Genomic DNA, 23,837 nt, shown 5'->3' on the forward strand with positions numbered 1-23,837 from the left:
CAAGGGCGGGTTCAGCGGACGGGGACGCCGAGCAGCGGCCAGAGCGTCACGGCGAAGAGCAGGACGAGCGCGGCGGTCAGCGGGGCGAGGACCGCGGAGAGGCGCAGCAGGTCGCGCGGGGTGTAGGTGGGGGTGTCCGGGAGCTCGGCGAAGAGGGTGACGGGTTTCGCGGAGGCGGGCAGCGTGTGGCAGAAGCCCGCCGCGGCCGTGGAGGCGAGCGCGGCCGCGACCGGGTTGACGCCGGTGCCGACGGCCGCCGCGACGACCAGCGGGACGAGGACCGAGGAGCGCGCCGAGCGGGACTGCAGGACCAGGTGGGCGGCCGTGCTGACCGCGACCACCACGGTGAGGAAGAGCCACGGGGACAGGTCCAGGGGCAGCCCGGCCACCAGCCACCTCGCCGCCCCCGAGTCGGCGAGCGCGACGCCCATCGCCATCGTCGCCGCCATGAAGAGGAGCAGCGACCAGGGCACCGTCTTGAGGGCGTCCTTGAGGCCGACCGTGCCGAGCGCGGGCGAGGAGGCCACGACCGCGCCGATCAGCGCGACGACGGCGGGCGGCACCTGGTGCAGCGGTTCGCTGCACCACAGGACGACGACGGTGGCGAGCAGCAGGGCGCAGCGCGTCTCGGCAGCCTCCCAGGGGCCGGTGACGGGCTGTTCGCTATGGGCCTGGAGCTGGTCGAGGGTGATGTGGACCGGGCCGCGGCGGTCGGCGCGCCGGGTGGTCGTCAACAGGACGGCCTCCGCCGCCAGATGGGATGACGTCATGGCGAGCGGCAGGCCGAGCAGCAGCCACTGCGTGAAGCCGATCCGCTCGCCGGTCGCCTCCCACAGCACCGACACGGTGATCAGATGTGCTCCCGCGCCGATCAGAGTCGCGACCGCGGAGAGAAGGATGACAGTCGGAAAGAGCAGCGCGAGCATCACGACCAGTCGCTTCCGGTCGGCGAGGACCTTGGCGAGCGCGAGGAAGACGGGCAGCGCGAGCGCGGCGCGCCCCGACGTCGCCGGCACCGCGAAGGCGGTCACGACCAGCGCCGCGGTCGTCAGATGCGTCAACTGCCGTACGCTGCGCGCCCCGCTGACCAGAAAGGCCGCGGCCCGCCCGGCGAGCCCGCTGCGGGCCACGGCCGCCGCCAGCACGAAGGCGCAGATCAATAGCCACACCGTCTCGTCGCCGAGGGTGCCGAACAGGGTGTCGCTGCTGATCACGCCGGTCGCGGTGAGCGCGAGACCCGCGCCGAGCGCGATGTACGTGTCGTCGATCGGCGTGCCGATCCAGGCGCACGTCGCGAGGGCGAAGACGGCGAGGGTCAGGCGGGCGTCTGCGCCGAGCCCCGGGAAGTTCCCGGGGACCGCGAGGAGGGCGCAGACGCTGAGCGCCGCGCAGAGGGTCACGGCCTGCCGCAGGTTCAAGGTCACGCGTTCAGCGTGGTGCGGCGCCGTGAGCCCTCAATGAGGCGTAGATGAAAGGAGTTTCACCGAGCCGGCGCGCGGGTCGGTGGGTCGGCGCGCGCGGCTCACTCCGGCAGCCGGTACCCCATCCCGCGCACCGTCTCGACCCGCTCCGAGCCCAGCTTCTTGCGCAGCGCGCGGACGTAGACGTCCACGATGTTCGAGCCCGGGTCGAAGTCGTAACCCCACACGTGGGAGAGGATCTGCTCGCGGGAGAGCACCTGCCCGGGATGGCGCAGGAAGAGCTCCAGAAGGACGAACTCACGTGCCGTCAGATCCACCGTGCGCTCGGCCGAACGCGCCCTGCGGGTCCGCAGATCCAGCGTGAGCTCCCCGCTGCGCAGCACCGTCACCTCGGGCGCCCCGGCCGCCGTGCGCAGCCGCAGCCGCACCCGGGCGAGCAGCTCCTCGAAGCGGAACGGCTTGGTCATCCAGTCGTCGGCGCCGCCCTCCAGACCCGCCACCGTGTCCCGCACCGAGTCCCGCGCGGTCAGCACGATGACGGGTGTGGTCACGCGGGCCTCGCGCAGCCGGCGCAGGACCGTGAAGCCGTCCTGTCCCGGCAGGCCGATGTCCAGGACGATCAGGTCGAAGCCGCCGGTCACGGCGTAGTCGTAGGCACTCTCGCCGTCGCCGACCACGGTGGTCGTGAAGCCGTTGGCGCGCAGGCCCTTCTCGACGAAGGAGGCGATGCGCTCCTCGTCCTCGACGATCAGTATGCGGTTCACTGCCGCTCCGCCCCTTCCGGCTGTCCCTGCGGGAGTACGAGTACGAAGGTGGCGCCGCCGCCGTCCGTGGGGCGCAGCTCGACGCGCCCTCCGTGGCCCTCGGCGATGGCCTTCACGATGGCGAGGCCGAGGCCCGCCCCCGTGGCGCGGGAGCCGCGCCGCGCGGTGCCGCGCCGGAACCGTTCGAAGATCACCTCGGCGTCCTGCGCCTGCACGCCGGGGCCGCTGTCGGCGACGTACAGCTCGATGCGGCCCGCGCACAGCCGCGAGCCGATGCCGATGCGCTGCCCCGTGGCGGTGTGCTGGACGGCGTTCTGTGCCAGCTGCACCATCGCCTGGGTGATGCGCTGGGGGTCGAGACAGGTCTCGGTGTCGGCGACCTCGGCGAGGCGCCAGTCGCGGTCGCCGATCGCCCGTGCCTTGACGAAGACGTCCGCCGTCAGCTCGGCCAGCTGCACCGGCTCCGGGGTGACGAAGTCGGGGCGCTCGGCCTTGGCGAGCAGCAGCAGGTCCTCGACGATGCGGCTCATCCGGTCCAGCTCCTCCGTCACGATGCGGACGGTCTCCTCGCGCTCCCCGGGCCCGTCGCCCATCAGCTCCAGGTGGCCGCGGACGATGGTGATGGGGGTGCGCAGCTCGTGGCCCGCGTCGTCGACGAACTCGCGCTGGGCGGCGAAGGCCCTCTCGAGCCGGTCCAGCATGCCGTTGAACGTCTCGGCGAGGGCCGCGATGTCGTCCCGGCCCTGGACCGGGATGCGCTTGGTCAGATCCTGCTCGGTGAGCTGAGCCGCGGTCGTGCGCACCAGCCGCACCGGTTTGAGGATCCGGCCCGCGACCGCCCAGCCGATGCCCGTCGTCATCAGGAGCGCCACGCCGGAGATGGCGAGCAGCATGGCGAACACGTCGCCCGCCTTGGCCTGTTCGCGCGCCGGGTGGAAGGCCACGACGAACGCCGCGGCCGGGTGGCCGCCGCTCGCCTTGATCTCCACCTTCGCCCAGCGGACCTCGCCCCGGTCGCGGTGGAGCGTGCCGGTGGCGTCGGGCGAGTCGAAGACGGCCCGCAGCGCGGCGGGGTCCTCGGCCAGCGGGTGGTCGATCCGCGGTTCGCGGGCCTGCTCCTTCTTGGCGGGCGTCCGCCCGGTGCGGCCGACCAGACCGAGGAGCTCCTCGTCGGGGTCGGCGTACTGCCGGGACAGGAAGAGCCGCAGGAGCGGGTCGGGGGCGGTGAACCGCTCGCCGGTGTGCGGGTCGACGCCCTCGCGCGCGAGGTTGGTGAACTCGGCGGTCTCCTGGGCGAGGAGCCGGTCGATGCGGTGGTCGACGTCGCGGAGCAGGACCGAGCGGGTGGTGGCCGCCACCGCGGTGAGCGCGACGGTCATCACGACGAGCAGCCACAGCAGGATGCGGACACGAGCCGTTATCCAGTGACGCCGGGGCTCAGCCGTCGTCACCGGCGCCGTCGTCGTCGTGGTCGCCCCGGCCGTCGTCGTCGGAGTCGTCGCTGCTGCCCGTGTCGTCGCTGTTGGCGGTGTCGTCGTTGCCCCTGTGGTCGTTCGAGGGAGTCCCGCCGGGCCTGTCGCCGGTGTGCTCGGTCACCGGGGGCGGGGAGACCTTCTCGTCGCTCGGGGTGGGCCGGGGAGAGGCCGGCGCCGAGGACGGCGAGTCGCTCTGCAGCTCCACCTTGGGCGGGGCCTTGGGCTGCTCGGGGTTGTCCGTCAGGACGTAGCTGGTCGCGGCGATGCCGAGCGGGATCGCGACGACGGCGGCCAGGGCGGCCATGCGGTGGGAGAAGACCATGACTGCGAGGCTGGCCGACGTACCGCAGCGCCCAAATGAGGCGCGGATGAAGAAACCCTCATGGAGCGTCTAGGAGTCGAGGCCGATCGCGAAGGCGGCTTCCAGGTCGTGCTGCGAGTACGTGCGGAACGCCACGTGCGTGTCGGTCGCCTCGACACCGGGGATCTTGCTGATCCGGCCGGGGATGACGTCGGCCAGGTCGTCGTGGCGCGGCACCCGCACCATCGCGATCAGGTCGTACGTACCGGTCACGGAGAAGACCTCGCTCACGGAGTCGAGCGCGGCGATCGACTCGGCGATCTCCGGAATCCGGTCCACGCTGGTCTTGATGAGCACGATCGCGGTGATCACGGCTGGCTGTCTCCCTCGGTGGCCGGTGCGCTGCCTTGTCCCTGCACTCTAGCCCTCCGCACACTCCACCCCCACGCGAAGACGAACCCGAGCGAGAAGCCCACCAGGTGCGCCAGATAGGCGACCCCCGTGCCCTTCCCGCCCTGCCCCGCCGCAAGCCACTGCAGTGCCACCCAGAACGGCAGCACCACCCACGCCGGGAAGCGCAGCGGCAGGAAGAAGAGGAACGGGAAGAGGCTGGTGACACGCGCCCGAGGGAAGAGATACAGGAAAGCGCCGAGGACGGCGGAGATCGCCCCCGAGGCCCCCACGAGCGTCTGGTCGGAGCCCGCGTGCGCGGCCGCGTACGCGAGCAGGGCGAGGTATCCGCAGCAGACGTAGAAGAGCGCGTACAGGAGGTGCCCCATGCGTTCCTCGACCATGGCCCCGAACACGTACAGGAACAGCATGTTCCCGAGCAGATGGAGCCAGGTGCCGTGCACGAACAGGGCGGTGAACGGTCCGAGGGCGGCGCGCGGGGCGCCGCTGAACAGTTCGACGGGGACCACGCCCCACCGCTCGAAGTAGACCTGCTGCGCGCCGAGCAACTGGTCGCCGGTGCCGTAGCCCGGGTTGAACCCGGACACCGGGGAGACGACGAAGACCGCGCAGCAGACGGCGATCAGTCCGTACGTCACCGGGGCGGACCCTCCGGTGAGCAGCCGGCCCGCCTTCGTACCCCATGCCTGGATCATGGACAGAGCATGACGTAATGCCAGGAAACCGTACAGACCGCCTCGCCGCCGCGAGGTGACCCTTACAGGCCTTAGGGTTACGGGCAATACGCACCATGGAAACCGAGGAAAGCAGCCACGATGACGGTTCCCCTGCCGACCGCCACCACCCGGTGGCGCTGCACGCTGTGCGGCAACCTCACGCGTTTCGACGTGACCCGCACCTCCAAGGTCGTCGAGTATGTGCATCTCGACCTGGCCGGAGAGGCGAACGTCGAGGAACGCGAGGTGGTCAGTGAGAGCATCGAGTCGGTGCGCTGCCGCTGGTGCAACGCGGTGGATCAGGTGGAACTCGTGGACAGGCCGGGCACCGGCTCCTGAGGGAGCGGGGCCCGCACAGCTAGTGGGGTGACGGATGGTGGAGAGCGCAGGCGGGGAGCCGGACGACGGCACCGCTGAGGTGCTCGACCGCCCGCTGCCCGACGGGGTGCGCAGGCGGGTCGTCCGGCTCGTCTCGGACGGCTTCGGCGGCCTCACCCTCGCCGAATTGCCCGCCCAGCTGCGGCAGTACGCGCGCTTCACGCCCACCCGGCGCGCGAAGTTCGCGGCCAACGCCATGGCGGCCGCACTGGAGAACGACACGCTCTTCCGGCAGCGCATCGGCGAACGCCTCAGAGAGGTCCAGCCCGAGCTCGCGGGCGCCCTGGACGCGGGCTCGCCGCCCCCCGCCGCCGACCCCCTGGACGTGGCGGCCGCGGCCTACGTGCTGCGCCCCGCGGGATGGGTGAAGCTGGTCACCGCCGCGGGCGAGGAGGCCCAGCGCGCCGACGCCGAGCGCGTCGACGACGAGACGCGCGCCGAGCTGGAGCGGCTGCGCGAGGAGCTCGCCGCCGCCCGCGGCCAGACCAGAGCGGAGACCGAGCGGCTGCGCGCGGAGCTCGAAGCGGCGCGCAAGGAAGCCGAATCGATGCACCGCAAGCTGCGCGGGGCGCTCAGCGACGTCAAGCGCGGCGAGGCCGCGCTGCGCAAGGCCGCCGCCGAGGTCGAGGCCGTGCGCGCGGAGGGCCAGGCGCAGCTGTCCGCCGCCGAGAGCGAGACGCGGCGGCTCAAGGCGCGGCTCACCGAGACGGAGGCCGCCCTGGAGGCCAGCCGCCGGGCGGCGCGCGAGGGGCGCAGCGTCGAGGACATGCGGCTGCGGCTGCTGCTCGACACGGTCCTTGACGCGGCCCAGGGGCTGCGGCGCGAGCTGGCGCTGCCGCCCGTCTCCGTGCGGCCCGCGGAGACCGTGGACGCCGTCGAGCCGGGGCGGATGTCGCCCAAGGACATCGCCGCCCGCGCGCTCTCCGAGAACGACCCGGCCATTCTCGACCAGCTGCTCGCCCTGCCGCAGGCCCACCTGGTCGTCGACGGCTACAACGTCACCAAGACCGGTTATCCGACCATGCCGCTGGACAAGCAGCGGCTGCGCCTGCTCGGTTCGCTCTCGCAGCTGGCGCTGCAGTCGGGCGCCGAGGTCACCTGTGTCTTCGACGGCGCGGAGCTGGCGGCGCCCGTGCTGCTCGCGCCGCCGCGCGGGGTGCGGGTGCTGTTCTCCAAGCCCGGTGTCACCGCGGACGAGTTGATCCGTCAGCTGGTGCGCGCGGAGCCTCCCGGCCGGCCCGTGGTCGTCGTCTCGACCGACCGCGAGGTGGCCGACGGGATCGCCAAGGCGGGCGCGCGGCCGGTGGCTTCGGCGGTGCTCCTGAAGCGGCTTTCGCGGGGCTAAAGGGGCACTCGGCAACTCCTGGGCTCTATGCCCGAATTGGGAGTCGGCTGCACGCGACGTAGCGTCAGAAGATCATTACGGGCTGTGCGTTATCGGTAAAGAATGTTTCCCGCGACCGATTTTTTGATGGTGTGATTTGAACTGATCACAAGAAGGTCACTAGGGTCAGCCCTCGAACCCCCGCTCGGTTGATCACCCATCCGGGGTGGCGGCGGTGGTACCCGCCCGCCGCGTCCCGGTAGGCGGTTGGAGGATGAAGGAGCCGCCCGCGTGGCGTCCCACCGTCGACCCAAGCAGCCGAGCCGCACCCGCGTGACCGTGCTCACCGCAACCGCCGCCGCTGCCGTTGCCCTCACCTCGCAGGGCGCCGCCCAGGCCGCGCCGAAGCCGAGCAAGGACGAGGTCAAGTCCAAGGTCGACAAGCTCTACGAAGACGCGGAGCGGGCCACCGACAAGTACAACGGCGCCAAGGAGAAGCAGGAGAAGCTGGAGAAGCAGATCGGCGACCTCCAGGACAAGGTCGCCCGCGGCCAGGAGGAGCTCAACGACCTGCGTGACGGCCTCGGTTCGATGGCCAGCGCCCAGTACCGCTCCGGTGGCATCGACCCCTCCCTGCAGCTCTTCCTCTCCTCCGACCCGGACAACTACCTCGACAAGGCGTCCACGCTGGACCAGCTGAGCAGCCAGCAGGTCGACTCGCTCAAGAAGATCCAGAAGAAGCAGCGGGACCTCGCGCAGCAGCGCAAGGAGGCCGCGGGCAAGCTCGACGACCTCGCCGCCACCCGCACCGAGCTCGGCAAGAAGAAGAAGGAAGTCCAGGGCAAGCTGGGCGAGGCGCAGAAGCTCCTCAACACCCTGAGCGCCAAGGAGAAGGCGGCCATGGCCGCCAAGGAGGAGCAGCGCGCCAGCCGCGCCGCCGACAAGCGCGCGGACCTCGGCGACGAGGCCCCCGCCTCCGGCCGCGGCGCCGCCGCCCTGAACGCCGCCGCCACCCAGCTCGGCAAGCCGTACGTCTCCGGCGGCACGGGCCCCAACTCCTTCGACTGCTCCGGGCTCACCCAGTGGGCGTACAACCAGGCCGGCGTCTCCATCACGCGGACCACCTACACCCAGCAGAACGACGGCACGCGGCTCGGCCGCGGCGAGCTCAAGCCCGGCGACCTGGTGTTCTTCAACAACCTCGCGCACGTCGGCCTCTACGCCGGCAACGGCCAGGTGCTGCACGCCCCGAAGCCCGGCGCCGTGGTGCGCTACGAGGCGATGGAGTACCTCGGCAACTTCCAGTTCGGCGTCCGCGTCGCCTGACCTCGACACGGCTGCCCACACCGCCCGAACGGGCGAATTCCGGTAACTCACGCTGACCCCACGCCCCGTTGATGACCTGCGTCAGAAGCGGGGCGTCGGGCTGTCCGCGCCCTTTCCCCACCCGTACGGCTCTTTGGCCCGCCGTGGCCGCACGACTACTGTCGGCGCGCATTCCCCCGGGACAGCCGGGGGTTCGTCAGCGGAAGGGAGAGCGGCTTCCCGTGGGGTTCCATCGCCGTCCCGCACAGTCCGGTCTCGACCGGAGCACACGCGTGACCGTCCTTTCAGCGGCAGCGGCCACCGCCGCGGCGGCCCTCGCCGCCGCACCCGCAGGTGCCGCGCCGCAGGACAAGCCGTCCGACACGCGCGCCAAGGTGGACCGGCTGTACGAGCAGGCCGAGCACGCGACCGAGCTGTACAACAAGGCCGACGAGCGCACGGACAAGCTGCGCGCGCAGGTCGAGCAGGTCAAGGACAGCGTCGCGCGCGGCCAGGAGCGCATCAACCGGATGCGCGGCGCCCTCGGTTCGCTCGCCGGCGCGCAGTACCGCTCCGGAGGCATCGACCCCTCGCTGGCCCTGCTGCTCTCCTCCGACCCGGAGGGCTACCTGGAAAGGGCCTCGGTCCTGGACCGCCTCAGCGCCCGGCAGGCAGGCGAACTCGCCGACCTGCAGCGGGCCCAGCGCGGCCTCGCCCAGGAACGCGCGGAGGCGGGCCGCAAACTGGCCGAGCTGGAGAAGAGCCGCACCCTCGTCGCCCGCCACAAGCGCACGGTCGAGCACAAACTGGCCGAGGCCAGGCAGCTCCTCAACTCGCTGACGAGTGACGAGCGCGCCGCCTACGACAGGTCCTCGCGCACCGGCGGGCGCGGCGAGCTGCCGAAGGCCGGGGGCGCCCCGTCCTCCTCGCGGGCCGCCGCCGCCATCGCCGCCGCCCGCTCCGCGCTCGGCCGCCCCTACGTGTGGGGCGCCAACGGACCTTCCGGCTTCGACTGTTCGGGCCTCATGCAGTGGTCGTACGCCCAGGCCGGGGTCGGTCTGCCGCGCACCTCGCAGGCCCAGCGGAACGCGGGCCGCCAGGTCTCCCTGTCCGAGGCGCAACCCGGCGACCTGGTGACCTACCGCTCCGACGCCAGCCACGTCGGGATGTACGTGGGCAACGGCCAGGTGGTGCACGCCCCCTACCCCGGCGCCCCGGTCCGCTACGACCCCGTCGGCATGATGCCGGTGTCCGGAGTGACGCGGATCTGACCGACGGCTTTCCGCCCGCACACCGTACGATCGGGAAGGTGGCTGGTCACAGGCGTGGGTCGTGGGTGGTGGCGCTGTGCGTCGCGCTCTGCCTCGCCCTGCTGGCCGGCTGCGGCCGCGACCCGGTCCCTGACGCCGCCGCCGGCGAGGTCCGCGTGCTCCTGGAGCGGCGGGCGCGGGCCGTCCTCGACGGGGACGAGAAGGCGTACGACAGGACCGAGCGGCCCGCGAAGGGCGCACGGGACCTCTTCGCACACGTCAGCGGCGTCCCGCTGGAGTCCTGGGAGTACCGGCTGACCCGCCTCGACCGCACCGGCGCCGAGGCCACGGCGACCGCCGAACTCCACTACCGCGTCAAGGGCTACGACCGCGCGCCGGTCACCGCCGAACGCACGCTGTCGCTGAAGCGCGACGGCGGCCGGTGGTACGTCACCGCGGAGCGGCCCGCGAAGAAGTCCGGCGAACAGCTCTGGGACCAGGGCCGCGTGACGGCCGAACGCGGCAGGCGCAGCCTCGTCCTCGGCATCGGCCAGAGCCCCGCCGAGCTGCGCGCCCACCGCGAACTCGCCGACCGGGCGGTGCCCGCGGTGCGGGACGCCTGGCCGGGGAAGTGGCCGGAGCGGATCGTCGTCCTCGTGCCCCGCTCCCTGGACGGCATGGCGGGACTGCTCGGGGCGCCCCCCTCCGGGTACCGGGGGATCGCGGCGGTCACCACGGGCGAGACGGGCGGCTCGGGGCGGGCACCGGCCGACCGGATCATCCTCAACCCCGAGGCGTACGGCGTGCTCGGCTCGTTCGGCAAGCAGGTCGTCCTCACCCACGAGGCGACCCACGTCGCGACCCGCACGCAGACCTCCGCCGCCACCCCGCTGTGGCTCTCCGAGGGCTTCGCCGACTGGGTGGGATACCGCGACACGGGGCGCACCCCGGCGCAGGCCGCCCCCGAACTGCGGCGTGCGGTGCAGCGCGGGCAGCTGCCCGGCGCGCTCCCCGAGGACGCCGACTTCGGCTTCGGCGGGGACGCCGCGAAGCTCGCGGGGGCGTACGAAGGCGCCTGGCTGGCCTGCCGGATGATCGCGGAGCAGTGGGGCGAGCGGAAGCTGACGGACTTCTACCGGGCGGTGGGCGACCGCACGAAGCGGGCCGGCGCGGTCGAGGACGCGCTGCGGGACGTCTTGGACACGACGCCCGAGGACTTCACGGCGCGCTGGCGTACGTATCTGCGTGCGGAGCTCGGCTGACCGGTCCGGGCACCGGCCGCGGCTCCCCGCGCGGTTCCCGCACGGTCTCCCGCCACAGGTTCCGGCAGGCCAGCAGGGCGGCGGCGACCAGCAGGCCGTTGCGCACGAGCAGCAGGGACACGCCCAGCGGATCGCTGGCCACCACGTGCGAGAACCACACGGGGAACTCCAGGAACGTCACGAACGTGGCGCCGAGGACCAGGCGGGCGGGCACCTCCATCCGGCTCCCGCGGAACACCAGGCAGACGGCGGCCGTCCCGACCAGCCAGAGCATGTACTGCGGGCTGATCACCCGGCTCGTGGCGGTGAACAGCAGCACCGCCACGAACGCCGCGTCCGCGGGCGTGCTCGCCGACCGGACCCGGGCCCGCAGCCGCCACACCAGGAGCCAGCAGAAGGCCACCACCGACAGGGCCTGCGCCGCCGTGCTCACCAGCGGGACGTACGGGCCGAGGAATTCCACCGAGCCGTAGTTGAGCCGTACCTCGCCCCGCCAGCCGACGTACCGCCCGACGTGGAAGACGAGGGCGCCGAGCGACTCCACCTCGGTGCCGCGGTCGCGCTGGAAGGTGAGGAACGCGAGCGCGCCCGGCATCGCCACCAGGAACGCCAGCGTGAGGACGACGCCCGTGCCCGCGGCCGCGCCCCAGGCCCGCCGGGTCGGCAGGCCGCGCGGCGTGCCCACGAGCAGCAGCACCGGCCACACCTTGAGCAGCGCCCCGAACCCCGCGAGCACCCCCAGGAGGCGCGGATGCCGCGCCCCGGCGAGCAGCGCGGTGACCGCGACGGCGGCCACCAGCACGTCGTAGCGTGCGTACACGGTGGGGCCGAGCAGGGCCACGCCCACGACCCACACCCAGGCGCCCCGCGGCGACTTGCCGGGCCGCCGTCCCGCGTACAGGAGCAGCGCGCACACCGCCGCGTCGCAGAGGAGGGCGAGCACGAAGAACGCCGACGCGTAGTCGAGGAAGGGCAGCAGCGCGGGGGAGAGGACCGGGAGGGCGGCGGCGGGCGGGTACTGCCAGGTGACGTCGTCGAGCGGGAAGGTCCCGGTGCGCAGCACCTCGTACCAGCCCTGATAGATGACGGTGACGTCGCTGGTCACGTCCGGGCCCGGGGCGGTGACCACATGGAAGACGCAGAGCAGCAGGACGGTCCTGGTCAGACCCCAGACGGTCAGGATGCGCCCCATGAACGCCCTCGCCCCTTTTCCGGTACTTCATTGTGATTCGGGGAGTCATGATGCCGGGCGGGACCGGGCAAGGACGAAGAGGCCGGGCCGTTCGGTACGGTCCACTGCTTTCGGTACTGTCGTGCGCGATGCACAAGACCCTGATCGTCACGAACGACTTCCCGCCCAGGCCCGGTGGCATCCAGGCGTTCCTGCACAACATGGCGCTGCGCCTGGACCCCGAGCAGCTCGTCGTCTACGCCTCCACCTGGAAGCGCGGCCGCGAGGGCGCCGAGGCGACGGCCGCCTTCGACGCCGAACAGCCCTTCGAGGTCGTACGCGACCCCACGACGATGCTCCTGCCGACGCCGCGCGTCACCCGCCGCGCGGTCTCGCTCCTGCGCGAACACGGCTGTACGTCGGTGTGGTTCGGGGCGGCGGCCCCGCTGGGCCTCATGGCGCCCGCGCTGCGGAAGGCCGGGGCGGAGCGGCTCGTCGCCACGACGCACGGCCACGAGGCCGGCTGGGCCCAGCTGCCCGCCTCCCGCCAACTCCTGCGCCGGATCGGCGAGTCGACGGACACGATCACCTATCTCGGTGAGTACACGCGCTCGCGGATCGCGGCCGCGCTGACGCCCGCGGCCGCCGGCCGGATGGTCCAACTGCCGCCCGGCGTCGACGAGAAGACGTTCCACCCGGGGTCCGGCGGCGACGTGGTGCGGGCGCGGCTCGGGCTGACGGACCGGCCCGTGGTGGTCTGCGTCTCGCGGCTGGTGCCGCGCAAGGGCCAGGACACGCTGATCCTCGCCATGCCGAGGATTCTCTCCGCGGAGCCGGAGGCGGTGCTGCTGATCGTCGGGGGCGGTCCGTACGAGGCGGACCTGCGCAAGCTCGCGGCCGAGACGGGGGTCGCGGACTCCGTCCGCTTCACGGGTGCCGTTCCCTGGTCGGAACTGCCCGCGCACTACGGCGCGGGGGACGTCTTCGCCATGCCCTGCCGGACGCGGCGCGGGGGTCTCGACGTGGAGGGCCTCGGCATCGTCTACCTGGAGGCGTCCGCGACGGGCTTGCCGGTCGTCGCCGGCGACTCCGGCGGGGCGCCGGACGCGGTCCTCGACGGGGAGACGGGCTGGGTCGTCCGGGGCGGTGCCCCCGAGGAGGCGGCGGATCGGATCACCGCCTTGCTGGCGGACGCGGAGTTGCGGGCCCGCATGGGGGAGCGGGGCCGCGCCTGGGTGGAGGAGAAGTGGCGCTGGGACCTCCTGGCAGAACGCCTGCGACAACTCCTGTAGCACGCCTGCGGGCCCGTCTGGGCTGGCCGCGCAGTTCCCCGCGCCCCTACCGCCCAGGGGTTGCCCCCTGGCGGCCCGCCGGCGTCTGCCGGCCGCCTCGGGCTGGCCGCGCAGTTCCCCGCGCCCCTGAAAGCCGGGGCTGCGCCCCGCTTCCCCCTACTCCCGCGCCGCGCCCCTGAAAGCGGGCGCAGCCCGGCTTTCCAGGGGCGCGGGGAACTGCGCGAGCAACCACAAGAGACCGAAAGCCGCCCAACAAGAACCCCCGCCACGGCGAGTGGGCGCAGCCACCAAGAGAGACCGGGTGTCGCGAGGCAAGAGCCCCCCCCACGGCGAGTGGGCGGCGCTGTTCACGCTACCCGCGGTAAATTGCCTCGATCTCGTCCGCGTAATCCTTGGCCACAACATTCCGCTTCAGCTTCAGCGACGGCGTCAGATGCCCCGACTCCTCCGTGAACTGGGAGGACAGCACGCGGAACTTGCGTACGGACTCCGCCTTGGAGACCGCCGCGTTGCCGTCGTCCACCGCGCTCTGGATCGCGGCGAGGAGATCCGGGTCGCCCCGGAGAGAGGCCGCCGTCGAACCGGCGGGCTTCCCGTGGTCCGCCGCCCAGCGGACCAGGAACTCGTCGTCCACCGTGACCAGCGCCCCCACGAACGGACGGCCGTCGCCGACGACCATGCACTCGGCGACCAGGGCGTGCGCGCGGATGCGGTCCTCGATCACGGCGGGGGCGACGTTCTTGCCGCCCGCGGTGACGATGATCTCCTTCTTGCGCCCGGTGATGCGCAGGTAGCCGTCCTCGTCGAGCGTGCCGATGTCACCGGTGTGGAACCAGCCGTCGGCGAGGGCCTCCTCCGTGGCGCCCTCGTTGTTCCAGTACTCCTTGAACAGGTGTTCCCCGTGCAGAAGCACCTCGCCGTCGTCGGCGATGCGGACGACCGAGCCGGGCAGCGGCTGGCCGACCGTGCCGATCTTCTGGCGGTCCCACGGGTTGAAGGCGGTGGCCGCGCAGGACTCGGTGAGGCCGTAACCCTCCAGGACCGTGAAGCCGATGCCGCGGAAGAAGTGACCGAGGCGCTCACCGAGCGGGGCGCCACCGGAGATCGCGTACTCGCCGCGGCCGCCGAGGACCGCGCGCAGCTTGCTGAAGACCAGCTTGTCGAAGATCTTGTGCTTGATCTTCAGGCCGAGGGACGGACCCGACACGGTGTCGAGCGCACGGCTGTACGCGATGGCCGTGTCCGCGGCCTTGTCGAAGATCTTGCCCTTGCCGTCCGCCTGCGCCTTGGCGCGCGCCGAGTTGTAGACCTTCTCGAAGACGCGCGGCACACCCAGGATCATGGTCGGCCGGAAGGAGGCCAGCTCGTCCGTGAGGTTCTTGACGTCCGGCGCGTGACCGAGCTTGATCGGCGCCATCAGCGCGGCGACCTCGACGAGCCGCCCGAACACGTGCGCGACGGGCAGGAAGAGAAGGACCGAACACTCGCCCGTACGGAAGAGGGGCTTGAGGCGCTCCACCACATTGCCGCACTCCGCGAAGAAGCTGCGGTGCGTCAGGACGCAGCCCTTGGGGCGGCCGGTGGTGCCGGAGGTGTAGACGATGGTGGCCGGGTCGTCGGCGCCGGCCACCGCGCTGCGCTCGTCGACGGTCGCGTCCGGCACCTCGGCGCCGGTGCGGTGCAGCTCCTCGACGCCGCCCTTGTCGATCTGCCAGACCGTGTCGAGAGCGGGCAGCCGCTCCCGCACGGACTCGACGGCGGCGGCGTGCGCGTCCAGTTCGACGACGCAGCCCACGGCGCCGGAGTCGCCCAGTATCCACTGGATCTGCTCGGCGGAGCTCGTCTCGTACACCGGTACGGTGACCGCGCCCGCGCTCCAGATGGCGAAGTCGAAGAGCGTCCACTCGTACCGGGTGCGGGACATCAGGCCGACGCGGTCGCCGGGGCGCACCCCGGCGGCGATCAGACCCTTGGCGGTGGCACGCACATCGGCGAGGAAGGCCTTGGCGGTGACGTCCTGCCAGCGGCCGTCGACCTTGCGGCCGATGACGGCGACATCCGGGTGCTGCGCGGCATTTCTACGGACGATGTCGGTCAGATTGCCGTCCGCAGGGACCTCGTACAGGGCCGGAAGGCTGAACTCGCGCAAGACTGCTGCTCCTACATAGGGCGCCGGCGCCACGACGTTGTGTGCTGCGACGGTGCGGTCCAAGATCGGGCAGGTGCTCAGTCGAGTGGGGGCTGAGCACTACTGGACTGCCCGGACGTTACCCATCGGTATGGCTGGTTCGGTAGGGGGGCAGGGCCAGATGTTCGGTGCGTCACACGTCGTTCTGGTCTGAATCGCACAGTACGCCACGGTCTTCCTGACTCGGAAGTAACCGCAGGTCGCACACTGTCAAGAGCCCCTACCGCCCGCCGGGCGACCGTCCTAGGGTGATCGGCATGCCAGCTTTCCGGGTCAATGTGGTCAGTGACGTGCACGGCAACGCCGAGGGCCTCGCCCGCGCGGGTGACGGCGCGGACGCGCTCGTCTGCCTGGGCGACCTCGTCCTCTTCCTCGACTACGCCGACCACTCGCGCGGCATCTTCCCCGACCTCTTCGGCCCGGCGAACGCCACCCGGCTCGTCGAGCTGCGCACCGCCCGCCGCTTCGACGAGGCCGGCGAGTTCGGCCGGAAACTGTGGGCCGGCATCGACACCGACCGGAAAACGGCGATCGAACGCGCCGTCCGCAAGCAGTACGCCGAAATGTTCGCGGCCTTCCCCACCCCGACCTACGCCACCTACGGCAACGTCGACATCCCGACCCTCTGGCCGGAGTACGCGCGCCCCGGCACCACCGTCCTCGACGGCGAGCGGGCCGAGATCGGCGGCCGCGTCTTCGGCTTCGTCGGCGGCGGCCTGCGCACCCCGATGCGTACGCCCTACGAGATCAGCGACGAGGAGTACGCCGCGAAGATCGAGGCCGTCGGCGAGGTCGACGTCCTGTGCACGCACATCCCGCCGGACGTGCCCGAGCTCCTCTACGACACCGTGGCCCGCCGCTTCGAACGGGGCAGCCGGGCGCTGCTCGAAGCGATCCGCAGGACCCGTCCCCGGTACGCCCTCTTCGGCCACGTCCACCAGCCGCTGGTCCGGCGCATGCGCGTCGGCGCGACGGAGTGCGTGAACGTCGGGCACTTCGCGGGGTCGTCCAGGCCCTGGGCCCTGGAGTGGTGACCACGCGGCGCGCGGTAGCCTTCACGCGGTACACACCCCTCTGTCCCGGACCGCATCTGGAGGAGCCACAGCGATGGCGGAACACACCAGCTCGAGCATCATGATCGAGGCGGCACCGGCCGAGGTCATGGGAGTGATCGCCGACTTCGCTCGCTACCCGGACTGGACCGGGGAGGTGAAGGAGGCCGAGGTGCTCGCCACCGACGAGCGGGGCCGCGCCGAGCAGGTCCGCCTCGTCATGGACGCCGGCGCGATCAAGGACGACCAGACCCTCGGCTACACCTGGACCGGCGACAACGAAGTCAGCTGGACCCTCGTCAAGTCCCAGATGCTCCGCTCGCTGGACGGCTCGTACCTCCTCAAGCCCGTCGGCACCGGCACCGAGGTCACCTACCAGCTCACCGTCGACGTCAAGATCCCCATGCTCGGCATGATCAAGCGCAAGGCCGAGAAGGTCATCATCGACCGCGCACTGGCGGGCCTGAAGAAGCGCGTGGAGTCCGGCACGGCGTAAGGGGGGAGCGGGGCGCAGCCCCGACTCCCAGGGGCGCGGGGAACTGCGCGAGCAACCACACACAACCGGAAGCCGCCAAGGCACCCCGCCCCCCACGGCGAGTGGGCGCCCCGCACCCCCGCACCGCGCTCCCGTACCGTTCCCCCTTATGCGCACCCTCCTCGTCACCGGCCCCGGCGGCTCCGGCCGAACCACCGTCGCCGCCGCCACCGCGCTCGCCGCGGCCCGCGCAGGCCACCGGACCCTCGTGATCTCCGCCGACCGCGCCGACACCCTCGGTACGGCGCTCGGCGCCGCGCTCAGCGCACCGGACGCGCACCCCGGACTCACCGCCCACCGGCCCGACGCCGACGACCGCTTCCGGGACGACCTGCTCGCCCTGCAGGAACGTGCCGCCTCCGCCCTCGACCTGCTCGGCGCCGAACGCCTCGACGGCGAGGAGCTGACCCCGCTGCCGGGAGCCGAGGAGCTGGCCCTGCTGCGCGCCCTGCGCGACGCCGCCCGCGACGACGCGTACGACACCGTCGTCGTCGACCTGCCGCCCACCGCCAAGGCCCTCGCGACCCTCGCGCTCCCCGAGCAGCTCCGCCGCTATCTGCGCCGGCTGCTCCCGCCCGAGCGGCAGGCGGCCCGTGCCCTGCGCCCCATGCTCGGCCGCCTCGCGGGCGTTCCGATGCCCGCCGCCTGGCTGTACGAGACCGCGGCCCGCAGGGAGGACGACCTCGCCGCCGTCCAGCGCGTGATCGAGGCCCCCACCACCACCGTCCGCCTGGTCGCCGAACCCGGCCCCGCGGGCGCCGACGCCGTCCGCACCGCCGCCACCGGCCTCGCCCTGCACGGCCTGCGCACCGACCTCCTGGTCGCCAACCGCGTCCTGCCGGACGCGACCTCCGACACCTGGCTGGCCGGCCTCTGCGCCCAGCAGCACAAGACGCTCACCGAGTGGGAGTCTGCGTACGACCATGTCGCCAGGGTCCGCCACCTCGGCCGGGACCCGCGCGGCGCCGACGACCTCGCCGCCCTCGGCCTCACCGCGCCCGCTCCCGGCACCCCGGACACGGAGCCCTGGCCCGTCACCGACGCCACCGCCGACGACGGCGGCCGCGTCTACGTGTGGCACATCCCGCTGCCCGGCGTCGCACGCGACGAGCTCGGCCTCATCCGGCGCGGCGACGAACTCGTCGTCACCGCGGGCCCCTTCCGCCGCATCGTCCCCCTCCCTTCCGCGCTGCGCCGCTGCACCGTCGCGGGGGCCGGGCTGCACGAGGGCGAGCTGCGGGTCCGGTTCACGCCGGACCCGGACCTGTGGCCGTCCGGACGGTGAACGCCCCACCGCCATTCGGGTAACGTCGAGTGGCATGAGCGATGCCACCGGGCACGAAGCCCCCGAAGCCGACGCCAACGCCTGGGAGCAGGCGTGCGCCGAGGATCTCGCGGCGGAGCAGGCCCGCCGCCGCGCGCAGTACGGTCCGCAGCCCGGCTCGGCGGCCGAGGAGCTGCGCAAGCTCGTCGACGCGGTCTCGGAGAAGCTCTCGGGACTGCAGACGCCGCTGCTCGGCGCGGTCGCGCAGGGCGCCGTCGAGCAGACCCTGAAGCAGGTCGTCAGGGAGGCCAAGGCCGTCGTCGAACCGGTCATCGAGCGCAACCCCGACGTCTTCGACCACCTCGCGGCGGCCGGCTCCGAACTGCTCGCCGCCTACCGCTCCGCGGTCGAGGGCCAGGAGAGCCGCTGGACCCGCGGCGGGGATCGCAAGGACGATGGTCCCGCGGCGGGCGAACACATCGATCTGGACTGACCCCCCTCGGGTACGGTGGGCCGTAGCGGGGCTCGATCGAACTGAGGGATTCATGGGACTCACCATCGGCGTCGACATCGGCGGCACCAAGATCGCGGCCGGAGTGGTCGACGAGGACGGCAACATCCTCTCGACCTTCAAGGTGCCGACCCCTGGTACTTCCGAGGCCATCGTCGACGCGATCGCCTCCGCGGTGGCGGGCGCACGGGCCGGACACGAGATCGTCGGCGTCGGCATCGGCGCCGCCGGATACGTCAACCGCCAGCGCTCCACGGTCTACTTCGCGCCGAACATCGACTGGCGGCAGGAGCCGCTCAAGGACGAGGTCGAAAAGCGCGTCGGCCTGCCCGTGGTCGTCGAGAACGACGCCAACGCCGCGGCGTGGGGCGAGTACAGGTTCGGCGGCGGCAAGGGCCACCGCAACGTCATCTGCATCACGCTCGGCACCGGCCTCGGCGGCGGCATCATCATCGGCAACAAGCTGCGCCGCGGCCACTTCGGCGTGGCCGCCGAGTTCGGCCACATCCGGATGGTGCCGGACGGCCTGCTCTGCGGCTGCGGCAGCCAGGGCTGCTGGGAGCAGTACGCCTCGGGGCGCGCCCTCGTGCGGTACGCGAAGCAGCGCGCCAACGCCACCCCGGAGAACGCCGAGTACCTCCTCTCGCTCGGCGACGGCACCCCCGACGGCATCGAGGGCAAGCACATCTCGATGGCCGCGCGGCAGGGCGACCCCGTCGCCATCGACTCCTACCGCGAGCTGGCCCGCTGGGCGGGCGCCGGCCTCGCCGACCTGGCGTCGCTCTTCGACCCGTCCGCGTTCATCGTCGGCGGCGGCCTCTCGGACGAGGGCGAGCTGGTCCTCGACCCGATCCGCAAGTCCTTCAAGCGCTGGCTCGTCGGCGCCGCCTGGCGCCCCGAGGCCCAGGTCATCGCCGCCCAGCTGGGCAACAAGGCGGGGCTCGTCGGCGCGGCGGACCTCGCGCGGGAGCCCGATCCCGTCATGTGACCCCGTGCCGGGGCGCCGACCGCGCCGCGCACTCGTCCGCAAACGCCGGACGGACCGGATCTCCCCGGCCCGTCCGGCGTTCGCGTATCTTGATCGCCATGCCGACGAGCCCGAGCTCCACGCTCCCCGACTCGCGCACCGAATCCGACGGTTCGGCCGTCATCCGGGTGCTCAGCTACAACATCCGCTCGATGCGCGACGACACCGCCGCGCTCGCCCGGACCATCGCCGCCTGCGCCCCCGACCTCGTCCTGGTCCAGGAGGCGCCGCGGTTCTTCCGCTGGCGCAAGAAGCTGGCCCGCCTCGCGCGCGCCGCCGACCTGGTGATCCTCTCCGGCGGCGGCAGCGCGGCCGGTCCCGCGCTGCTCTGCTCGCTGCGCGCCACGGTCGAGCGCACCGAGGACGTGCTGCTGCCGCTCACCCCCGGGCTGCACCGGCGCGGCTTCGCCACCGCCGTCGTGCGCTTCGGCGGCGCCCGCCTCGGCGTCCTGAGCTGCCACCTGAGTCTCCAGTCCGACGAGCGGTACGCGCAGGGCGGGATGCTGCTCGACCGGCTCGCCGGGATGGGCGTGGACCACGCGGTCGCGGGCGGCGACCTCAACGAGCGGCCGGGCGGCCGCACCTTCCGCAGGCTCGCCGAGGGGCTCCAGGACTGCTGGGCGGCCGAGCCGTGGGGCGGCGAGAACACCTCGACGCCCGACGACCCGCACCAGCGCATCGACGCGATCTTCGCGACCTCCGGGATCGAGGTCCTCGGCTGCGGCGTGCCGTCGGACCTGCCCGGGGTGAGCCAGGAGGACCTGAGAGCGGCCACGGACCACCTGCCGGTCCTGGCCGCCCTCAGGGTTCCCCCCTCCCGGTAAGGCCCACGAGGCGAGCGCTCGGTGAGACCTACGGGCGCTGCCTCACCTTGTCGACGATCGCCCACTCGACCGTGTGCGACAGCTGGACGTACGTCTTCTTGCCGTCGCGCGAGACCCGCTCGTCGCGGAAGCCCAGGAATTCATAGGACTTCGCGTCGAAGATGAGGTACCGGCCCTTGAACTGGCCGGGGTAGGCGATCCCCACACCGGTACGCCCGGCGGAGTCCTTGATCCCTTCGACCGTCTTGACGCCGGGCACGAGCGCCAGCCCTTCGTAGGCTGTGGCGCGCAGGCCTTCGGGCAGCATCGGCGCCTTCAGGAGCTCGCCCAGCAGGAAGTAGGCCTGCCACCGGTCGTCCTCGGTGAGGTCGCTGATCGACCCGCCGGAGCCGCCCGCGGAGACGATGGCAGGGACGAGCTTCTCGGGGTCGGTGGGCAGCTTCTTCAGCTCGTCCCACCTGCGGGGCGGCCACACGCTCTCGTTCTCGCCCAGGGGCTCCTCCCACATGACCTTGCCGAGCTCCATGCTCAAGGAGCGCTGTGAGCCGTCCACCGAGTCCCACATCTCGTCGGTGTACGTCCTGACCTCGCCGGTCTTCTGCTCGGTCTCCTTGATGATCCGCTTGGAGTAGATGAACTGGTCGTCGCGAGGCACCACGGTCCGCTGCTCGTGCCTGCGCTCCCAGGCGGCCGCGCCGTTGAGCACCTTCGACGCGGCGACGTTGGCCACGTTCGGGGAGTCGGTGGCGGGCGGCTTGGCCTGCTGTCCTTCCTGCGCGCCGTCGACGGTGACCAGGACGGTCGCGGCCACCGCGGCCGTCACGAGGCCGGTGAGGGCGATGCGCAGCACGCGCCGGCGTCCGGGCGGCCGTACCGCTGCGGGCGGTTCGTTCATCGCGGCGAACAGACGCACCCGCGCGCGGTGGCGCGTCTCGTCGTCCAGCGGGGGAGCCCCCGCCTCCCAGCCGCGCAGTTCGTCGAGCTCATTCATGGGCGTGTGCCTCCTGGAAAGCTGTCGGATCGGATCCGCCCAGTGCTTCGCGCAGTGTCCTGCGAGCCCGGTGCAGCCGTGACCTGACGGTGCCGACGGGCACCCCAAGCGCCTGGGCCGCCTCCTCGTAGTTGAGGTCGGCCCACGCCACGAGCAGCACCACGTCGCGGTGGCGCGCGGAGAGCCCGGCCAGGGCCTGCGCCAGGTCACCGCGCACCCCCTGGGCGCCCGCGCGGGCGACCGCGCGGTCGGCGACCGGCTCCTCGTGCGGCACCGGGGCGGGCACCTGCGCGAGCGCCTTGAAGCGGCGCGCCTCGGCCCTGCGGTGCCGGCCGATGAGGTTGGTCGCGATGCCGAACAGCCAGGGGCGGGCGTCGGCCCGCGCCGGGTCGTACCGGTGGCGCTGCTTGAAGGCGGTGGTGAAGGTCTCCGCCATCAGGTCTTCCGCCGCCTCGGGGCCGAGCCGGCGGGCCGCGTACCGGTACACGGAGTCGGCGTGCCGGTCGAAGAGGACGGCGAACCGCTCGGGCTCGTCCCGCGACCGCTCGATGGACCAGGCGTCACTCTGCTCGTGCTGCCCCGTTCGAAGGGGGACGCCGGGTTCGACGGTCATCGGGGCTCCTTTCGTTCGTCGATACGCCTCGAAGGCTTGGGCTCGTTCGGTGGTTCACCTCTCCTTCGCCGCCGGGCGGGATCGGGTTCCATCGGCGTCGTGACATGCGTGCGGCGCCGTGACGTGTGTGCCGTGCCGTGACATGCGTGAGGCCCGTCCGGACAGTTCCGGACGGGCCTCACGCGGGCCGGGTGGTTCAGACGACGGCGCCGCGTCCCGGGTCGTCGTCCTCCTCGTCGTCGCCGCTGTTCATCCGCATCACCAGGGTCGCGAAGCCGCCGAGGAAGCCGCCGATGCCGAGCGTGGTCAGCCACCACGTCATCTGCCAGCCGAGCAGCACGGCGAGCAGGATGAGCAGCGGGCCGCCGAGTACGGCGAGCCAGGCGAACTTGGCCGTCACGTCGGCCTCGGGCAGCGGCGGCGGCTCGGGCGGCACGAAGTGCCCCTCGTCGCCGGCGTCGAAGTCGTCGTCGGAGGGCTCGGGCGTGGTGTAGTCGCGCGGCCCGCCGACCGTCGATCCGCCGCCCGTCGGCCCGACTCCGGGTGCGAACGAGACGGAGCTGCCGAGCGGCTTGTCGGTGCCGGACTTGTCGTCCGCGCCGGGCTCGGCGGGGCTCTTCAGCGGGCCGGGACCGCCGGGGCCGTCCGCGGGGCCGTTCGTCTCCGTCTCCAGGAGGGCCAGGTCCTCCACCGACTTGAAGGGCTTGGCGCCCGGCGGGTCCGCGGGCTCCTCGCCGTACCCCGCGACGATCGCCTGCCAGGCGGCGTCCTCGTCCAGCGGCACCCCGTCACCGGGGACTCTGCTCTTCTCCGGGCTCTTCTCCGGCTCGCGACTCTCGTCGCGGTCCGCCGCCTCGTGCTCAGCCACCGGTGGCCGTCCCTTCCTTGCCGACGCTGGGGGCGAGCCGGGTGATGAACGCGTAACTCTCCGCGAAGATCCGGTCCGCGTCGTAGTCCAACGTCGCGACGTGGTAGCTCTGTTCCAGCAGGATCTCCTTGACGTCCGTGGAGGAGACGCGGCCGAGGATGCGGGCCGAGTCGGCGGGCGGCACCACGTGGTCGCGCGGGCTGTGCAGCACCACCAACGGCTGGGTCACCTGCGGCAGTTCCGCGTCGACCACGCGGAAGAAGCGGCGCAGGGAGTGCGCGGCGTGCAGCGGGACCTTGTCGTAGCCGATCTCGACGGAGCCGGGCTTGGCGATGTCGCTCGCGATGCCGTTGGTCGTCGTCACGAAGTGCCGCACGACCGGCAGCGCGTGGGCCGCGACGCCGTGCACCTTGTTCCCCGGGTTGACGAGGACGAGGCCGCTGATCGCGTCCCCGTGCTTGGCCGCCAGGCGCAGGGCGAGCGCGCCGCCCATGGACAGCCCGAAGACGAAGACCCGCTCGCACCGGTCGAACAGGCCCCGCAGCTCGCGCTCCACCTCGGCGTACCAGTCCTGCCAGCCGGTGACCTGCATGTCCTCCCAGCGGGTGCCGTGCCCGGGCAGCAGCGGCAGCGAGACGGTGAGGCCGCGCTCCGCCAGGTACTCCGCCCAGGGGCGCAGCGACTGCGGGGATCCGGTGAAGCCGTGGCAGAGGAGGACGCCGACCTCGCCGCCTTCGTGGCGGTACGGCTCGGCTCCGGGGAGGACCGGCACCTTCGGTCTCCTTCGTGAGATGTGACGAGGGGATCAGGGGGGTAGCGAGGAGTACTTCACCGTACGCGACCGGACTGACACCGACCAGGGTCGTCGGGCCCATTGGCCGTACCCCGGGTTAA

At 72.5% G+C, this 23,837-nt stretch carries 24 protein-coding genes; 12 read left to right on the forward strand and 12 right to left on the reverse strand.

Going from position 1 to position 23,837, the window contains the following annotated elements; all coding sequences use genetic code 11:
* Nucleotides 1-11: 11 nt before the first annotated feature.
* The 6 genes from ACZ7LU_RS28875 to ACZ7LU_RS28900 form a co-directional block, all read right to left on the reverse strand.
* On the reverse strand, nt 12-1,424 hold the full coding sequence (locus ACZ7LU_RS28875; RefSeq protein WP_471918433.1) for an SLC13 family permease: 1,413 nt from the start codon (nt 1,422-1,424) through the stop codon (nt 12-14).
* 98 nt (nt 1,425-1,522) lie between these two features.
* Nucleotides 1,523-2,185 (reverse strand): response regulator transcription factor, encoded by a 663-nt coding sequence (locus ACZ7LU_RS28880; protein ID WP_398312808.1) that lies wholly within the window; start codon nt 2,183-2,185, stop codon nt 1,523-1,525.
* Nucleotides 2,182-3,636 (reverse strand): sensor histidine kinase, encoded by a 1,455-nt coding sequence (locus tag ACZ7LU_RS28885; protein WP_471918434.1) that lies wholly within the window; start codon nt 3,634-3,636, stop codon nt 2,182-2,184. Before ACZ7LU_RS28885 ends, ACZ7LU_RS28880 begins: the two co-directional genes overlap by 4 nt.
* On the reverse strand, nt 3,623-3,982 hold the full coding sequence (locus ACZ7LU_RS28890; protein WP_471918435.1) for a small secreted hydrophilic protein: 360 nt from the start codon (nt 3,980-3,982) through the stop codon (nt 3,623-3,625). Before ACZ7LU_RS28890 ends, ACZ7LU_RS28885 begins: the two co-directional genes overlap by 14 nt.
* Nucleotides 3,983-4,051: 69 nt before the next feature.
* The gene (locus tag ACZ7LU_RS28895) at nt 4,052-4,333 is read right to left on the reverse strand and encodes an Lrp/AsnC family transcriptional regulator (RefSeq protein ID WP_125512351.1); all 282 of its coding nucleotides are present in this window, start codon (nt 4,331-4,333) and stop codon (nt 4,052-4,054) included.
* Nucleotides 4,330-5,067: a rhomboid family intramembrane serine protease gene (locus ACZ7LU_RS28900; protein WP_398312817.1), complete on the reverse strand. Its 738-nt coding sequence runs from the start codon at nt 5,065-5,067 to the stop codon at nt 4,330-4,332. Before ACZ7LU_RS28900 ends, ACZ7LU_RS28895 begins: the two co-directional genes overlap by 4 nt.
* A gap of 120 nt (nt 5,068-5,187) precedes the next feature.
* Between ACZ7LU_RS28900 and ACZ7LU_RS28905 the strand changes: the two genes are divergently transcribed.
* From ACZ7LU_RS28905 to ACZ7LU_RS28925, 5 genes are all read left to right on the forward strand, one after another.
* On the forward strand, nt 5,188-5,427 hold the full coding sequence (locus ACZ7LU_RS28905; RefSeq protein WP_362997643.1) for a hypothetical protein: 240 nt from the start codon (nt 5,188-5,190) through the stop codon (nt 5,425-5,427).
* Between the two features lie 34 nt (nt 5,428-5,461).
* Complete coding sequence (locus tag ACZ7LU_RS28910; RefSeq protein ID WP_398312820.1) at nt 5,462-6,811, forward strand: NYN domain-containing protein; 1,350 nt, start codon at nt 5,462-5,464, stop codon at nt 6,809-6,811.
* Between the two features lie 270 nt (nt 6,812-7,081).
* Nucleotides 7,082-8,116 carry a C40 family peptidase gene (locus tag ACZ7LU_RS28915; RefSeq protein WP_398312823.1) on the forward strand — a complete coding sequence of 345 codons (1,035 nt, stop codon included), beginning with the start codon at nt 7,082-7,084 and terminating at the stop codon, nt 8,114-8,116.
* 221 nt (nt 8,117-8,337) lie between these two features.
* The gene (locus ACZ7LU_RS28920; protein WP_471918436.1) at nt 8,338-9,366 is read left to right on the forward strand and encodes a C40 family peptidase; all 1,029 of its coding nucleotides are present in this window, start codon (nt 8,338-8,340) and stop codon (nt 9,364-9,366) included.
* A gap of 38 nt (nt 9,367-9,404) precedes the next feature.
* Nucleotides 9,405-10,607 (forward strand): hypothetical protein, encoded by a 1,203-nt coding sequence (locus ACZ7LU_RS28925; protein ID WP_471918437.1) that lies wholly within the window; start codon nt 9,405-9,407, stop codon nt 10,605-10,607.
* On the opposite strand, the gene ACZ7LU_RS28930 is transcribed toward ACZ7LU_RS28925, so the two are convergent.
* Complete coding sequence (locus ACZ7LU_RS28930) at nt 10,564-11,799, reverse strand: glycosyltransferase 87 family protein (RefSeq protein WP_471918438.1); 1,236 nt, start codon at nt 11,797-11,799, stop codon at nt 10,564-10,566. The two genes, ACZ7LU_RS28925 and ACZ7LU_RS28930, sit on opposite strands and share 44 nt — an antisense overlap.
* Nucleotides 11,800-11,927: 128 nt before the next feature.
* On the opposite strand from ACZ7LU_RS28930, the gene ACZ7LU_RS28935 reads away from it, so the two are divergent.
* Nucleotides 11,928-13,070, forward strand: a complete 1,143-nt coding sequence (locus ACZ7LU_RS28935; protein ID WP_471115967.1) for a glycosyltransferase family 4 protein — start codon at nt 11,928-11,930, stop codon at nt 13,068-13,070.
* A gap of 352 nt (nt 13,071-13,422) precedes the next feature.
* Here the strand turns inward: ACZ7LU_RS28935 and ACZ7LU_RS28940 are convergent, their stop codons facing one another.
* Nucleotides 13,423-15,219, reverse strand: coding sequence for an AMP-dependent synthetase/ligase (locus tag ACZ7LU_RS28940; protein WP_471918439.1), 1,797 nt, complete (start codon nt 15,217-15,219; stop codon nt 13,423-13,425).
* 296 nt (nt 15,220-15,515) lie between these two features.
* Here ACZ7LU_RS28940 and ACZ7LU_RS28945 point away from each other — a divergent pair, with 296 nt between their 5' ends.
* From ACZ7LU_RS28945 to ACZ7LU_RS28970, 6 genes are all read left to right on the forward strand, one after another.
* A complete protein-coding gene (locus ACZ7LU_RS28945; protein WP_398307115.1) occupies nt 15,516-16,292 on the forward strand; it encodes a metallophosphoesterase family protein in 777 nt (258 codons plus the stop codon).
* A 73-nt stretch (nt 16,293-16,365) separates the two neighbouring features.
* Nucleotides 16,366-16,806, forward strand: a complete 441-nt coding sequence (locus ACZ7LU_RS28950; protein WP_398307117.1) for an SRPBCC family protein — start codon at nt 16,366-16,368, stop codon at nt 16,804-16,806.
* A gap of 148 nt (nt 16,807-16,954) precedes the next feature.
* Nucleotides 16,955-18,130 carry an ArsA family ATPase gene (locus ACZ7LU_RS28955; protein ID WP_471918440.1) on the forward strand — a complete coding sequence of 392 codons (1,176 nt, stop codon included), beginning with the start codon at nt 16,955-16,957 and terminating at the stop codon, nt 18,128-18,130.
* Between the two features lie 34 nt (nt 18,131-18,164).
* Nucleotides 18,165-18,602, forward strand: a complete 438-nt coding sequence (locus tag ACZ7LU_RS28960; RefSeq protein ID WP_398307121.1) for a DUF5304 domain-containing protein — start codon at nt 18,165-18,167, stop codon at nt 18,600-18,602.
* 52 nt (nt 18,603-18,654) lie between these two features.
* The gene (locus ACZ7LU_RS28965) at nt 18,655-19,608 is read left to right on the forward strand and encodes an ROK family glucokinase (protein WP_398307123.1); all 954 of its coding nucleotides are present in this window, start codon (nt 18,655-18,657) and stop codon (nt 19,606-19,608) included.
* 98 nt (nt 19,609-19,706) lie between these two features.
* Nucleotides 19,707-20,471 carry an endonuclease/exonuclease/phosphatase family protein gene (locus ACZ7LU_RS28970; RefSeq protein WP_398307125.1) on the forward strand — a complete coding sequence of 255 codons (765 nt, stop codon included), beginning with the start codon at nt 19,707-19,709 and terminating at the stop codon, nt 20,469-20,471.
* A gap of 28 nt (nt 20,472-20,499) precedes the next feature.
* Here the strand turns inward: ACZ7LU_RS28970 and ACZ7LU_RS28975 are convergent, their stop codons facing one another.
* The 4 genes from ACZ7LU_RS28975 to ACZ7LU_RS28990 form a co-directional block, all read right to left on the reverse strand.
* On the reverse strand, nt 20,500-21,462 hold the full coding sequence (locus tag ACZ7LU_RS28975) for a CU044_5270 family protein (protein WP_471918441.1): 963 nt from the start codon (nt 21,460-21,462) through the stop codon (nt 20,500-20,502).
* The gene (locus ACZ7LU_RS28980) at nt 21,455-22,075 is read right to left on the reverse strand and encodes an RNA polymerase sigma factor (protein WP_468310943.1); all 621 of its coding nucleotides are present in this window, start codon (nt 22,073-22,075) and stop codon (nt 21,455-21,457) included. Before ACZ7LU_RS28980 ends, ACZ7LU_RS28975 begins: the two co-directional genes overlap by 8 nt.
* A 196-nt stretch (nt 22,076-22,271) precedes the next feature.
* Nucleotides 22,272-22,943, reverse strand: a complete 672-nt coding sequence (locus ACZ7LU_RS28985; RefSeq protein ID WP_471918442.1) for a hypothetical protein — start codon at nt 22,941-22,943, stop codon at nt 22,272-22,274.
* Nucleotides 22,936-23,715: an alpha/beta hydrolase gene (locus ACZ7LU_RS28990; protein ID WP_471918443.1), complete on the reverse strand. Its 780-nt coding sequence runs from the start codon at nt 23,713-23,715 to the stop codon at nt 22,936-22,938. The genes ACZ7LU_RS28985 and ACZ7LU_RS28990 overlap by 8 nt, the downstream gene beginning before the upstream one ends.
* Nucleotides 23,716-23,837 lie beyond the last annotated feature (122 nt).

The sequence above is a fragment of the Streptomyces sp. NPDC039462 genome, assembly GCF_055639375.1.